Annotated in this window: 14 protein-coding genes; 8 read left to right on the top strand and 6 right to left on the bottom strand. The window is 69.3% G+C overall.

The features are described 5' to 3' along the window. The first annotated feature begins 28 nt into the window (after positions 1–28). From atzD to hpxZ, 8 genes are read left to right on the top strand one after another with little or no spacing between them, the layout of a single operon-like run. Entirely contained in the window at positions 29–1,213 is a 1,185-nt protein-coding gene (atzD, locus tag ACSFA0_RS22135; RefSeq protein ID WP_435452428.1) for a cyanuric acid amidohydrolase, read from the top strand. Continuing rightward, entirely contained in the window at positions 1,210–2,607 is a 1,398-nt protein-coding gene (locus ACSFA0_RS22140; protein ID WP_435452429.1) for an amidase, read from the top strand. The genes atzD and ACSFA0_RS22140 overlap by 4 nt, the downstream gene beginning before the upstream one ends. After that, positions 2,604–3,794, top strand: a complete 1,191-nt coding sequence (locus ACSFA0_RS22145; RefSeq protein WP_435452430.1) for an FAD-dependent oxidoreductase — start codon at positions 2,604–2,606, stop codon at positions 3,792–3,794. Before ACSFA0_RS22140 ends, ACSFA0_RS22145 begins: the two co-directional genes overlap by 4 nt. Positions 3,795–3,852: 58 nt before the next feature. After that, positions 3,853–4,371, top strand: coding sequence for a VOC family protein (locus ACSFA0_RS22150; RefSeq protein ID WP_435452431.1), 519 nt, complete (start codon positions 3,853–3,855; stop codon positions 4,369–4,371). A gap of 6 nt (positions 4,372–4,377) precedes the next feature. After that, entirely contained in the window at positions 4,378–5,379 is a 1,002-nt protein-coding gene (locus ACSFA0_RS22155) for an ABC transporter substrate-binding protein (RefSeq protein ID WP_435452432.1), read from the top strand. Next, a complete protein-coding gene (locus tag ACSFA0_RS22160) occupies positions 5,379–6,221 on the top strand; it encodes an ABC transporter ATP-binding protein (protein ID WP_435452433.1) in 843 nt (280 codons plus the stop codon). The genes ACSFA0_RS22155 and ACSFA0_RS22160 overlap by 1 nt, the downstream gene beginning before the upstream one ends. Continuing rightward, positions 6,218–6,988, top strand: a complete 771-nt coding sequence (locus ACSFA0_RS22165) for an ABC transporter permease (RefSeq protein WP_435452434.1) — start codon at positions 6,218–6,220, stop codon at positions 6,986–6,988. The genes ACSFA0_RS22160 and ACSFA0_RS22165 overlap by 4 nt, the downstream gene beginning before the upstream one ends. A 4-nt stretch (positions 6,989–6,992) precedes the next feature. Continuing rightward, positions 6,993–7,382: an oxalurate catabolism protein HpxZ gene (gene hpxZ, locus ACSFA0_RS22170; protein WP_435452435.1), complete on the top strand. Its 390-nt coding sequence runs from the start codon at positions 6,993–6,995 to the stop codon at positions 7,380–7,382. A gap of 6 nt (positions 7,383–7,388) precedes the next feature. Here hpxZ and ACSFA0_RS22175 read toward each other — a convergent pair whose 3' ends face one another. The 6 genes from ACSFA0_RS22175 to ACSFA0_RS22200 all read right to left on the bottom strand — a co-directional run bounded on the left by ACSFA0_RS22175 (position 7,389) and on the right by ACSFA0_RS22200 (position 13,881). Then, the gene (locus tag ACSFA0_RS22175) at positions 7,389–8,516 is read right to left on the bottom strand and encodes a Gfo/Idh/MocA family protein (protein ID WP_435452474.1); all 1,128 of its coding nucleotides are present in this window, start codon (positions 8,514–8,516) and stop codon (positions 7,389–7,391) included. Between the two features lie 40 nt (positions 8,517–8,556). Next, positions 8,557–9,519 carry a substrate-binding domain-containing protein gene (locus ACSFA0_RS22180; RefSeq protein WP_435452436.1) on the bottom strand — a complete coding sequence of 321 codons (963 nt, stop codon included), beginning with the start codon at positions 9,517–9,519 and terminating at the stop codon, positions 8,557–8,559. A 41-nt stretch (positions 9,520–9,560) separates the two neighbouring features. After that, on the bottom strand, positions 9,561–10,586 hold the full coding sequence (locus ACSFA0_RS22185; protein ID WP_435452437.1) for an ABC transporter permease: 1,026 nt from the start codon (positions 10,584–10,586) through the stop codon (positions 9,561–9,563). Further along, positions 10,549–12,069 (bottom strand): sugar ABC transporter ATP-binding protein, encoded by a 1,521-nt coding sequence (locus ACSFA0_RS22190; RefSeq protein ID WP_435452438.1) that lies wholly within the window; start codon positions 12,067–12,069, stop codon positions 10,549–10,551. Before ACSFA0_RS22190 ends, ACSFA0_RS22185 begins: the two co-directional genes overlap by 38 nt. Continuing rightward, complete coding sequence (locus ACSFA0_RS22195; RefSeq protein WP_435452475.1) at positions 12,066–13,235, bottom strand: ROK family protein; 1,170 nt, start codon at positions 13,233–13,235, stop codon at positions 12,066–12,068. Before ACSFA0_RS22195 ends, ACSFA0_RS22190 begins: the two co-directional genes overlap by 4 nt. 226 nt (positions 13,236–13,461) lie before the next feature. Then, complete coding sequence (locus ACSFA0_RS22200; RefSeq protein ID WP_435452439.1) at positions 13,462–13,881, bottom strand: F0F1 ATP synthase subunit epsilon; 420 nt, start codon at positions 13,879–13,881, stop codon at positions 13,462–13,464. Positions 13,882–14,008: the final 127 nt, after the last annotated feature.

The raw sequence follows: 14,008 nt of genomic DNA on the forward strand, positions 1-14,008 counted from the left end.
TGCGGACATCTGTTGCATCGCAGCATCCATGGACGCCCTGCTCTCCCCCCCACTCGTCGCTCCCGATGACACCGAACCCGCGGTGGACGAACGCCCTGCGCTGTGCGTGCACCGCCTGGGCATGGCCCATCCGGGCGACCTGTCGGCGCTGGCCGCGCTGCTCGATGCCGGCACGCTGCGGGCGGCCGACATCGTGGCCGTCATCGGCAAGACCGAGGGCAACGGCGGCGTCAACGACTTCACCCGCGGCTACTTCACGCAGACGCTGATGGCCCTGCTGGCCGAGCGCACCGGCCGCCCGGCCGCGACGCTGCTGCGCGAGTTGCCCTGCATCCTCTCCGGCGGCACCGAGGGCGTGCTGAGCCCGCACTATGTGGTGTTCGCGCGCAGCGGCCGGCTGGAGGCGTCGTCGGGCGATGCGACCGGCCCCGGCGCTCTCGCCATCGGCACCGCCGTGAGCGCGCCGCTGGCCGCACAGCACGTGGGCCGCTGGGCCCATGTCGAATCGGTGGCCGACGCGGTGCGCGCGGCCATGCGCGACGCCGGCATCGCGCGCACCGAAGACGTCGCCTTCGTGCAGGTCAAGTGCCCCTGCGTGACCGCTGCACGCGCCCAGGCCGCCGCCGCGGCGGGCCACACGGTGCTCACGACCGACGCCAACCGCTCGATGGCCACGGCCCGTGCGGCCGGCGCCTTCGGGGTGGCGATCGCACTGGGCGAGCTGCCCGACGACGCGGCGCTCGAAGCCGCGATGCTCACCGACTTCACACGTTTCTCGTCGCGCGCCAGCGTGTCGTCCGGCGTCGAGGTGGAGGCCAACGAAGTGATCGTGCTGGGCCACAGCCCGCGGTGGCAAGGCGACCTGCGCATGGGCTGCGCGCCGATGCGCGACGCGCTCGACCTGGGCGCCGTGGCGAGCGCACTGCGCCCGTTGGGGCTGGCCGCCGAGCCGCAACTGAGCGAGGCCGACGCGGCCCGCGTGGCTGCCGTCTTCGTCAAGTGCGAGCCCGACCGCCGCGGCAGCGTGCGCGGCGCGCGCCACACCATGCTGGACGACACCGACATCAACGCCCAGCGCCACATCCGTGGCGCGGTGGGCGGGCTGGTGGCCGGCGTGCTCGGCGACGGGCGCATCTTCGTGTCCGGCGGGGCGGAGCACCAGGGGCCCGACGGCGGCGGGCTGGTCGCCGTGATCGCCAGAGGCACCCCATGACCGATCCCTGGCAGCTCGACATCGACGCGCTGGTGCTGGCCTACGCGGCGCGCACGCTCTCGCCGGTGGAGGCGCTGGCCAGCGTGCTGGCGCGGCTGGACGCCGTGAACCCGCGCATCAACGCCGTCATCGCGCGCGATGACAACGCCGCGGCACGCGAGAGCGAACGCCGCTGGCTGCGCGGCGCGCCGCTGTCTGCGCTCGACGGCGTGCCGATCAGCGTGAAGGACAACATCCCCGTGGCCGGCATGCCCTGCCGCTGGGGCAGCGCGCTGTACCCGGCGCATGTGCAACGGCGCGACGAGTCGCCGGTGCAACGCCTGCGCGACGCCGGTGCGCTGCTGTTCGCCAAGACCAACGTGCCCGAGTTCACGCTGCAGGGCTACACCGACAACCTGGTGTTCGGCACCACGCGCAACCCGTGGGCCACCGCGCTCACGCCGGGCGGCTCGAGCGGCGGTGCCGTCGCGGCGGTGGCGGCGGGCATCGGCCCGGCCGCGCTGGCGACCGACGGCGGCGGGTCGATCCGCCGCCCCGCCGCGTACACCGGCCTGGTGGGGCTCAAGCCCACGTGGGGCACGGTGCCGCGCGCGCACGGCCTGCCCGAGATGCTGCCGGGCCTGGAGGTGATCGGCCCCATCGCCCGCAGCACGGCCGACGTGGTGCGCGTGCTGCAGGTGATCGCGCCGACCCTCTGGGACCTCGACCCGCTCGCCCTCCACGCGCCGCAACCACTGCGCATCGCACACTGGTCGCGCATCGCCGGCAGCCCGGTCGACCCGGTCATCGACCAGCGCATGGCCGCCGTCGCCGATCAGCTGCGCGGCATGGGCCACTTCGTGACCGCGGCCGACGCCCCGGCCGCCGTGCATGTGTTCAACCGGCTCGCCTGGCCGGTGCTTAGCGCCACCGGTCTGGCGGCCGTGCTGCACGACAACACGCCGAAGGACGACGCACGCATGACGCCCGCGCTGGCCGCGATGCTGGTCACTGGCCGTTCGCTGCGCGCGGTCGACCTGTTCAATGCGCAGGCCCACCAGCACGCGCTGCGCGACGCCATGGACCATGTCTTCGAAAGTGTCGACCTGGTGCTCACGCCGGCCTGCGCCGCCATGCCCTGGCCCGCCGACCACAGTCACCCGACCAGCATCGCCGGGCAGCGCGTCGACCCGCGCGGCCACGCCGTGTTCACCGCCTTCGTCAACGGCGCCGGCCTGCCCGCGCTGGCGCTGCCGGCCGAACCGTCGCCCGACGGTCTGCCCATCGGCTTCCAATTGATCGGCCCGCAGGGCAGCGACGCGCTGCTGTGCGCGCTGGGCCTGGCCTTCGAACGGCAGCAGCCGCAGGCGCGCCGCTGGCCGCTTCCTTCCCCTTCCGAGAGTCAACCCGCATGAAGATCGTGATCATCGGTGCCGGCGTGGCCGGCGCCATCCTGGCGCGGCGCCTGGCCCTGCTGCCCGGCGTGGAACTGCACTGCCTCGAACGCGTGAGCCCCGAAGACCATTCCGAGGCCGGCACCGGCCTCAACGTGGGCCCCAACGCCATCAAGGCGCTGCGCCTGTGCGACCCGGCCCTTGCGGCCGAGGTCGAAGCCGCCAGCCTGCCGTGGCAACGCTGGCAGGTGTCGCTGACCGACGGCACGGTGCTGTTCGACCTGCCGATCGCGCAGGTGGCCGACAACCCGGGCATCCGCATCCGCTGGTCGGAGCTGTACCGCGTGCTGCGCGCGGGTGCGGGCCCGGCGATCCACTACGGCTGCGAGATCGACGCAATCGGCCCCAGCGCCGCCGACGCCACGCGGACCACCGTGCGCTACACGCAGGGCGGCGTGCAGCACACCATCGACGACATCGACCTGCTGGTGGGCACCGACGGCCGCTACTCGGCCACGCGCGCAGCCTTCTCGGGCCTGCCCGAGCCGCGGCACGTGGGCGTGGCGATCGTGCGCACGCTGGTGCCCGACACCAGCGGCGGCCTCGTCGATGACTACGGCCAGTGGTTCAACGGTCCGCACCGGCTGCTGGCCTTCCGCGTGCCGCCGGACCACGTGTACATCGCCGCCACCTTCCCGATCGAACCCGGCGCGCCCATCGACGACGCGTGGAACACCGAGGCCGTGCTGCGCGCCGCCTACCAACCCGCGGGCAGCGCCTTCAGCGCGCAGGCGCAGTGGCTGATGGACGCGCTGTGCGCCAACCTCGCGCAGACGCACTGGGCGCGCATGCAGGAATCGGACGTGCGCTTCGCGGAGCCGGTGCGCCAGGTGATGTACCTCGGCGACAGCGCGCACGGCATGGCGCCGACGCTGGGCCAGGGCGCCACGCAATCGATGGAAGACGCCTGCGCCGCCGCGATGATCCTGGCGCGGGAGATCGGCGCCGGCCGCCTGTCGCCGCGCGACTGGCTCGCGCAGGTCGAGGCCGCGCGGGGCGAGCGCATCCGCTTCGCGATGGCACTGTCGATCGCCGCGACCGACACCATGCTCGCCGGCTCGGACCCGGTCGCAGGCACGCGCTGGAAGACAGAGCCGGGCTTCCTCGACGACCTCTCGGCGCTGTTCCGCGACGTGGCGCTCGCATGAACGCCGCCCGGCCGCCCGAAGGCGTTCGCACCGCAGCCCGCAGGGCGGAGGTTTTCTTATGAACACCGCCATCACCCACGGCCTGTTCCACCTCGCGATCAAGACCGCGAACCTCGACGCCACGCGCGCCTTCTGGGTCGGCGTGATCGGCCTGCGCGAGATCGCCCGCCCCGACTTCGGCTACCCCGGCGCCTGGCTCGCCTGCGGCCAGCCGGGCGGCCAGGCCATCATCCATGTGTACGCAGGTGGCCCCGCGCTCGGCGCTGAAGGCCAGGTGCCCAGCGGCACCGGCGCCATCGACCATGTGTCGCTCGCCTGCTCGGGCTACCACGCGTATGTCGCGCGCTTCCGCGCGGCGCAGCTCGACTGGCGCGAGTTCCTGGTGCCCGGCACCACGCTGTGGCAGCTCTTCGTCTACGACCCGAGCGGCGTGCAGCTCGAACTCACCTTCGAAGGCGCGGTCGAGACCGGTGCGCCGCCCGACATGTCGGCCGCCCGCGTGTACCGCGCGGGGCGCAGCTTCTTCGACCCGCTGACCTACCCCACCCTTTCATCGCCTTTCCATCTTCCGGAGTAACCCACGATGTCGCGTCCTGAATTCCTTTCCGCCCCGCTGCACACCCGCCGCCTGATCGCCGGCGCCCTCGCGCTCGCCGCGGCCACGCTCTGCCTGCCGGCCGCCGCTGCCGACAAGATCAAGATCGGCGTGTTCCCGTCGAGCGCAGCGCTGCCGTTCTACGTCGCGGTCAACCGGGGCTACTTCAAGGACGCCGACCTCGAGATCGAGGAAGTGCCCATGACCAGCCATCCGCTGACGGTGCAGGCCCTGGTGTCGAACGGCATCGACGCGGCCGTCAACCTGGTGACGCTCGAAGGCGCCAACATGGAAGCGCGCCGGCCCAACACGCTGAAGTACATCTCGCTCAACGGCCAGAATTCGCAGCATGTGATCGAGCAGTTCGTCGTCAAGGCCGACAGCCCGGCGAAGTCGCTGAAGGACTTCAAGAACGGCTTCAAGCTGTTCTCGGCGCCCGGCCCCGCCAACATCGGCGCGGCGCGCGCGGTGCTCAAGAAGGTGGGCCTGGTCGAAGGCAAGGACTTCACCATCCAGGAGCAGCAGATCGGCGTGCACGTCGGCGCGCTGCAGTCAGGCAACTTCGACGGCGGCTACACGCTGGAGCCGTCGGCCACGATCATGGTGGCGCAGAAGGTCGGCAAGCGCGTGGAGACCGGCGTGATCTCGACCTACCTGCTGGGCAACAAGAACGCCTCGGCCTTCGCCGCCGGTGCGGTTATGTCCGGCAAGTTCATGGCCGACAAGCCCGACGTGGCCAAGCGCTTCGCCGCGGCCTGGGCGCGCGGCGTGAAGGAAGCGCAGGCCGACAGCAGCGCGCGCGGCTACCTGGTGCAGGGCATGAAGGTGCCGCCGGAGCTGGCCGCCACCGTGCCGCTGCCGCGCATCGTGATGGTCAAGGACATGAGCGCCGCGGACGTGGGCGACTTCCAGAAGTTCCTCGACATCGGCACCGAGCTGGGCGTGGTCAAGGAGAAGATCGACGGCAAGACGCTGGTCCGAGCCTTCTGATGCGCGTGATGAATTCGAACCTGCCGATCGGAGCCGCCTTGCCCGATGCCGCGGAGAGCGAGAAGTCGCACCGCTGGTACCCGAAGGGCACGCACATCACCATCCGCGGCCTGACCAAGCGCTTCCAGGACGCGACCATCTACGACGACTTCGACCTGGACATCCCCAAGGGCAAGATCGTCTCGGTGTTCGGCCCCAACGGCTGCGGCAAGAGCACGCTGATCAACATGATCTCGGGCATCCTGCCGTACGACGCCGGGCAGATCCTGTTCGAAGGCAAGGAGGCGCGCGACACGCGCATCGGCTACGTCTTTCAGAACTACCGCGAGGCGGTGTTCCCGTGGATGCGCGCCATCGACAACATCCGCTATCCGCTGCAGTACCTCGACATCGCCAAGGGCGAGCGTCAGGCGCGGCTCGACCGGCTGGTCGAAAGCTTCGAGGTGAAGTTCGACCTGAACCGCTACCCCTACCAGATGTCCGGCGGCCAGCAGCAGCTGGTGTCGATCATGCGGGCGCTGGTGGTCGACCCCGAGGTGCTGTTCCTCGACGAGCCCTTCTCCGCGCTCGACTACGAGATGGTGATGTTCCTGCGCGAGCGCCTGCAGAAGGTGCTGACCGAGCGGCAGACCACCACGATGCTGGTGTCGCACGATCTCGACGAAGCCGTGCTGCTGGCCGACGAGGTGCTGCTGCTGACCAAGCGGCCCACCCGCGTGGCCGAGAACCTGCCCTTCGACGTGCCGCGCCCGCGCACGGCGGACACCACGCTCAGCCCCGCCTTCATCACGACCAAGACCCGTGCGCTGGAGATCTTCCAGCGGGAGGTGCGCAAGCCATGAGCGCGATCTCCGAACGCACCGCCGCCCGGTTGCGCCCGCTCGTCGGCATGGCGGTGCTCATCGCCCTGTGGGCCTTCGTCCACGCGACGCGCGCCATCGACCCGGTGCTGCTGCCGTCGCCGATGGAGGCGCTCGCCGCCTTCTGGAACGGCATCGCGCACGGCACGCTGTGGGGCGACTTCTACAAGACCATCGTGCGCACGCTCAGCTCCTTCGGGCTGGCGCTGGTGATCTCGGTGCCGCTGGGCATCGTGCTGGGCTCGAACGAAAAGATCTACCAGTCGATCGAGTTCGCAATCGACTTCTTCCGCTCGACGCCGGCCTCGGCGATGTTCCCGCTCTTCCTGGTGCTGTTCGGCGTCGGCGAGGCGACCAAGATCGCGGTGGCGGCCTTCGGCGCGGCGCTGGCGATTCTCTTCAACGTGGCCTACGGCGTGATGAGCGCGCGCAAGCAGCGCCAGCTCGCGGCCAAGGTGATGGGCGCGCCGCGCTGGCGGGTGCTGACCGACGTGATCCTGCTGGAGTCGATGCCGCAGGTGTTCGTGGGCATGCGCTCGGGCGTGTCGATCGCCCTGGTGATCGTGATCGTCGCCGAGATGTTCATCGGCTCGACCGACGGGTTGGGCCAGCGCATCATGCGTGCGCAAACCATCTTCGACATGCCCGACATGTACGCTTCGATTTTCGCGGCCGGCCTGCTCGGCTATGTGATGAACCTCGTGTTCCTGATGGCGGAGCGTCGCTTCGTGCATTGGGGTGGAAAGTAAGACCGTGACCGTTGCCCTCTCCGATATCAACCTCCCCGCCGTGCTCGAAGAAGTGACGGCCGCCTTCGCCGAGTACCAGCAGGCGCTCGTCACCAACGACGTGGCCGTGCTCGACAAGCTCTTCTTCAATTCGCCACACACGCTGCGCTACGGCGCGGGCGAGAACCTGTACGGCTACGACGCGATCCGCGCCTTCCGCCAGGCCCGCCCCGCGGTGAACCTGGAACGCGAAGTGACCGTCACAGCGATCACCAGCTACGGCCAGGACGTGGCTGTGACCAACATCGAGTTCAAGCGCGCCGGCAGCGACCGCATCGGCCGCCAGAGCCAGACCTGGGTGCGCCTGCCCGACGGCTGGCGCGTGGTGTCGGCGCACGTCAGCCTGATGAGCTGAGCGCGGCTACCAGTCCGTCCACTTGGCGTCGCTGGCTGCCGATGCAACCGTGCGCTCGATGAAGCGCACGCCGCGCGCGCCGTCTTCGACGCGCGGATAGTCCGCCGCGATCGGATCGGCCGCCACGCCGTCGAGCCGCGCCCGGATGTCGGCCACCACGCCCACATACACGTTGGCGAAGGCTTCGATGAAGCCTTCTGGGTGGCCACTGGGCAAGCGGCTGGCGCGCCGCGCCGATTCATGCAGCCACGGTGAGCCGCGCGTGAGGATGCGCTGGGGCCCGTCGGCCGGAAAGTGCACCAGCGCGCTCGGATGCTCCTGCCGCCAGTCGAGCGTGCCCTGCGTGCCGGTCACGCGCAGGCGCAGGTCGTTCTCGACACCGGTGTTGATCTGCGACGCGATCAGCACGCCGCGTGCGCCGTTGGAAAAGCGCAGCAGCACATTGGCGTCGTCGTCGAGCATGCGGCCCGGCACCAGCGCGCCGAGGTCGGCGCACAGGCGCTCGATGGCGAGGCCGGTGACGGTCGTAACCAGGTTCTCCGCGTGCGTGCCGATGTCGCCGATGGCACCCGCCGCACCGCTCTTCGCGGGGTCGGTGCGCCAGCCGGCCTGCTTGTTGCCGCCGGCCTCCAACGCCGTGGCGAGCCAGCCCTGGCTGTACTCGACGATGACCTTGCGCACCTCGCCGATCTCGCCGGCGCGCACCATCGCGCGCGCCTGGCGGACCATCGGGTAGCCACTGTAGTTGTAGGTCACGCCGAAGACCGTGCCTTGCGCCGCCACCGCGGCCACCAGCGCATCGGCCTCGGCGCGCGTGTGCACCAGCGGCTTGTCGCAGACCACGTGGAAGCCCGCCTCCACGAAAGCCTGCGCCACCGGGAAATGCACATGGTTGGGCGTGACGATGACGACGAAGTCGATACGCTCGTGCGCCGGCCGCGTCAGCTCGTCGGCCAGCAGCGCACGCCAGTCGCCATGGTTGCGGTCGTGGCGCAGGAACAGGTCGCGCCCGGAGGCGCGCGCCTTCTCCGCATTCGACGACAGCGCGCCAGCCACCAGCTCGCACTGGCCGTCGAGCGCGATGGCATGGCGGTGCACCGCGCCGATGAAGGCGTCGCGGCCGCCACCGACCATCGCATAGCGCAGCTTGCGCAACGGGGTTTCCAAAGTCACGTCAGAACGGGGAATTCGGGAAGTAGAAGTCCTTGGCGTTGTCCTTCGTGATCAGCACCGACGGGATGATCGTCGTGGCCGGTAGCTTCTCGCCCTTCAGGCGCGCCTCGGCGGTGAGCTTGATCGCGTCGTAGATGAACTTGGGCGAGTAGCTCACGTCGGCGTCGATCATCTTGTTCTTGCCGTCCATGATGGTCTTGACCATGCCCTTGGCGCCGGCGCCACCGAACACGATCTTGATGTCGTCGCGCTTGGCCTGCTCGATGGCCTTGAGCACGCCCACCGCCATGTCGTCGTCGGCCGCCCAGATGGCATCGATCTGCTTGAAGCGCGTGAGGTAGTCCTGCGTGACCTTGAAGGCATCGTCGCGGTTCCAGTTGGCGTACTTCGCGTCAAGCAGCTTCACGTCGGGGTGGTTCTTGAGCACCGCGTTGAAGGCGTCCATGCGCTCGTTGTCCAGCGTGGTCGCGATGCCGCGCAGCGCCACGACGTTGCCCTTGCCGCCCAGCTTCTTCACGATGTACTCGGCCGGGATGCGGCCGAAGGCGGTGTTGTCGCCGGCGACGTACGCGTCCTGCGCGCTGGTGTCGGTCAGGCCGCGGTCGACCACCGTCACGTAGGCGCCCTTAGCCTTCACCTGTGCTACCGGCTTGGTCAGCGCAGCCGATTCGAAGGGGAAGATCACGAGTGCGTTGATCCTGGTGACGGTCGTGAAGTCCTGCAGCTGGTTGGCCTGCTCAGGCGCACCACTGGCGGTCTTGATCGTGATCTTCAGGTCCTTGTGCTGCTTCTCCAGGTCCTTCTTCGCCTGGTTGGCCCAGTAGTTGATGCCACCCATGAAGCTGTGCGTGGCGGCCGGGATCGACACGCCGAGGTTGACCTTCTCGGCGGCGAACGCCGGCAGGCTGACGAGGGAGGCGGCTGCGATGGCCGTGAGTGCGATGCGGCGGGTGAAACGTGTCATGAGGGATGTCTCCTTGTGATGAATGAACGGGAACGGAAAGCTCAACGTCGGCCGCGCTGCAGGAACGCGACGATGATGATCACGAAGCCCTGCACCGCCGCGTTCAGGTAGACGCTGATGATGCTGGTGAGGTTCAGGATGTTGCTGATGACCGAGAGCAGGATGGCGCCGATCACCGTGCCGGCGATGCTGCCCGCACCGCCCTTGAGCGCGGTGCCGCCGACGATCACGGCTGCGATGGCTTCCAGCTCCCACAGCAGGCCGGTCGTGGGCGACGCCGAGCCGAGCCGCGGTACGTACAGCAGCGTGGCAATGCCGACGCACACGCCGAGCAGCACATAGGTGAGGATCTTCACGCGGTCGACGTCGACGGCCGCGTAGCGCGCCACCTGTTCGTTCGAGCCGATGGCCTGCACATAGCGGCCGTAGGCGGTGCGGTTGAGGATCACGCCGCCGATCACCGCGACGATGAAGAACACCCACACCGGCACCGGAATGCCCAGCAGGCTGGCGTAGTAGACCGGGGCATAGAGGTCCGACAGGTCGTTGTCGAGCGTGAGCGCACCGCCGTCGGCGAAGTAGGTGAGGTAGGCGCGGAAGATACCGAGCGTGCCCAAGGTCACGATGAAGGGCTCGATGCGGCCCTTGGTGATGAGCAGGCCGTGCGCCAGCCCGAACATCGCGCCGAGCAGCACCGCGAGCGTGGCGCCGAGCATCACCGCCATCAGCGGCGAGCCGGTGGCGGGCCCGGCCCAGTTGATGAACATGATCACGCTGCCGGCGATGAGCGCCGCCATCGAGCCGACCGACAGGTCGATGCCGCCCGAGATGATCACGAAGCACATGCCCACCGCGATGATGCCGATGAAGGCCGTGCGCGTGAGCACGTTCATCGCGTTGTCGGCGGTGGCGAAGTCGCTGTTGAGCAGCGTGCCGGCGATGCACAGCAGCACCAGGCCGGCGATCGGGCCGATGCCGTGCAGGCGCTCGGCCCAGCCGGGCTGGTTCTCGGCGCGGTGTGCGGTGGCCTCAGGCGTTGGCGTGGTCATGGGCGGTTCCGGTGGCATGGGCGATGAGTTGTTCTTCGGTGAGGTGCTCGGCGTCCAGCGTGGTCACCAGCCGGCCGGCGCGCATCACGGCGACGCGGTGGCACAGGCCGATGAGTTCCATCAACTCAGACGAAACGACGATCACGGCGAGTCCTTCGCGGGCCAGTCGCTGGATCAGGAAATAGATGTCGCGCTTGGCGCCGATGTCGACACCGCGCGTGGGCTCATCGAGCACCACCACCTTGGGCTGCGGCTGCAGCACCTTCGCGAGCGCCAGCTTCTGCTGGTTGCCGCCCGACAGCGACGAGGCGCGCGCATCCAGGTTGCCGGTGCGGATGCCATAGTCGTTCACGGCCTCGGCCAGTGCGGCGCGCTCGGCGTCGGGCTTCAACCATGGCGTCGCGTAGCGCTCCAGCGCCATCAGCGTGAGGTTCTGGCGCAGGCCGAAGTGCACGTGCAGGCCCTTGCCTTTGCGGTCTTCGCTCAGGTAGGAGAAGCCGTGCCTGGCGGCGTCGCGCGGGCTGCGCCAGCCCTTGCCGCCCGGCACCGGGCGGCCGAGCATCTCGACCTGGCCGCTCGCCGGGCGCAAGCCCATCAGGCCCTCGAACAGTTCGGTGCGGCCCGCGCCGACCAGGCCGGCGAAGCCCAGTATCTCGCCGGGTCGCACCTCGAAGCTCGCCCCCTGCGCCCAGCCGGGCACGCTGAAGTCGTGCACCTTCATGGCCGGTGCGGCGTCGCGCACGACGGCATCGCGCGGCGGGTAGAGGTCGGTCAGCTCGCGGCCGACCATCCGGTTCGCCATTTCGTGGCGGGTGATGTCGGCCGTGGGCGAGCGCATGACGAAGCGGCCGTCGCGCATCACGATCACGTCGTCGGTCACGCGCTCGACCTCGTCGAGCTTGTGCGAGATGTAGACGATGGTCACGCCTTCGGCGCGCAGCTGGGCGATCAGACCGAAGAGGCGTTCGGTCTCGCCCGGCGTGAGCGTGGCGGTCGGCTCATCCATGATGAGCAGCCGCGCGCGTCGCGCGATGGCCTTGGCGATCTCGACCAGCTGCTTCTCGGCGACGATGAGCCGGCGGACCTTGGTGCGCGGGTCGATCTGCAGGCCGACCTGCGCGAGGGCGGCGGCGGCCTCGCGGTCCATGGCCGCGTCGTCGAGCAGGAAGCCCGCCTTTTTCTTCTCGTGGCCCAGAAAGATGTTCTGCGCCACGCTCAGGTCTTCGGCGAGGTTGAACTCCTGGTGGATCAGCACGATGCCCAGCGTCTCCGCATCGCGCGAAGAGGCGAACTGCTGCGGTGCGCCGTCGATGCGCAGCGTGCCGCCGCTCGCCCGCTCGTAGCCCGCGAGAATCTTCATCAGCGTGGACTTGCCCGCGCCGTTCTCGCCCAGCAGGCCGTAGACCCGGCCGGGCGCGAGCGAGAAGCTCACGCCGTGCAGCACCTGCACCGGCCCGAAGGCCTTCTCGATGGCGTCGAAGTCGACGGCCAGCCCGTTCATGGCGCGACCCCTTTCACCTTCAGCGTTTCCTGCATCGCCAGCACGCCCGCGCCGATGAGGCCGGCCTGCGCGCCCAACGGCGTGTACTGGATCTCCAGATGCCGCGTCGACAGCGCCAGCGAGCGCTGGTAGACGCTCTGGCGCACGGCAGCGAGGAACAGCGGGCCGATGTGCGTAATGCCGCCCCCGATGAACACATGCGACGGATTGAAGAAATTGACCACCGACGCCAGCATCTGTCCGAGCAGGTTGCCGGCGCGTTGGATGATGGCGTTGGCCGCGGCGTCGCCGGCCCGTCCCGCATGGGCCACGTCGAGCGCGTCGAGCCGGCCCTGCGTGCGCAGGCGCTCCGCGAGCACCGCGCTCTCGCCTTGCTCTGCCGCCTGGACGGCCATGCGAGCGATCGCCGGGCCGGCCGCCATCACCTCGACGCACCCGACGTTGCCGCAGTGGCATCGCGGGCCTTCCTGGTCGACGCAGATGTGGCCCACGTCGCCGGCCGAGCCGGCGGCGCCGCGGTACACCTCGCCGTGGCAGACGATGCCGCAGCCGATGCCGGTGCCGACCTTGATGACCAGGAAGTTGGAGAGCGTGCGTTTGAGGCGCCAGAGCTCGCCCAGCGCCATGAGGTTCACGTCGTTGTCGACGAAGACCGGCGCCGCATAGTCCTCGCGCAGCGCCTCGCGGATCGAAAAGCCGTCCCAGGCCGGCATGAGCGGCGGGTTGACGAGCTGGCCGATCTGGAAGTTCACCGGCCCGGGAACGCCGATGCCGATGCCCATCACCTTCGATGCGTCGAGCCCGCACTGCGCCAGCAGCTCGCGCATGAGCACGCGCACCCGCGCCAGCACGACACCGGGCCCTTGCAGCACGTCGGCGGCCTCCGAGCATTGGGCGAGGGGCTGGAGATCGGGGCCGAGCACGGCGAGATCGAGACTGGTGGCGCCGATGTCGATGCCCACCAGCACGCCGAGCGACCGATGGAGTTGCAGGTTTTCGGCGCGACGGCCGCCGGAGGAGCGTTGCAGGCCCGCTTCGGCCAGCAGGCCCTGATCGACCAGACCAGCGATGAGCGCATTCGCCTTGCTCTTGGAGAAGCCGAGCTGCTCAGCCATGCCATGGCGCGAGCCGCCCGCCGACCAGAAGGTCGTCTCGAGCAGCTGCATCTCGTCGGCCGTCAGGCCGCGCCAGCGTTCCATGGGTTCGTCTCCGTCGTTCGCTCTCTCGACATCGGGTGGCCGAGGAGGAAGCCGGATACTAGACAGCCAAGTTCAGCCAGACAAGGCTGAACTTCGACCATTTAATGGCCAAACTGGCTCGCCCCTTCTTCGCCTTCGACCAGCCAAAGAAAAAGCCGCCCAAGGGCGGCTCTGTCGCAAGCGGTGAACCGGCTTACTTTTTCTGGCGGTACTTGCGCAGCGCGGCGATTTGCGCAGCCATCACGGCGAGTTCGGATTGCGCCATCGCGATGTCGATGTCGCTCTTGGCGTTCTTCAGCGCTTCCTCGGCGGCGGCCTTGGCGGCGTTGGCCTTCTCGTCGTCCAGGTCCTTGCCGCGGATCGCGGTGTCGGACAGCACGGTGACGGTGTTGGGCTGCACCTCGAGGATGCCACCGGCCACGAAGACGAACTCTTCGCCGCCGTCGACCGTCTCGATGCGCACGGCACCCGGGCGGATGCGCGTGATCAGCGGGGTGTGGCGCGGGTAGATGCCGAGCTCGCCGGCTTCACCGGGCAGCGCGACGAAGCGTGCTTCGCCCGAGAAGATCGACTCTTCTGCGCTGACCACGTCGACGTGAATGGTGTTTGCCATGTTTGTTCCTTTGCCGTTCTAGAGAGAACTTCGGAAAGCAAGCAGTCGGCCGTCTGGTGAGGCGCCGCGCGGAGCCGTACAGGAAGTACGGCGCGCACGGCAACGAAGCCAGGCGGTCGAATGCGCC

The sequence above is a fragment of the Variovorax restrictus genome (genome assembly GCF_051216715.1).
Taxonomy (GTDB): domain Bacteria; phylum Pseudomonadota; class Gammaproteobacteria; order Burkholderiales; family Burkholderiaceae_C; genus Variovorax.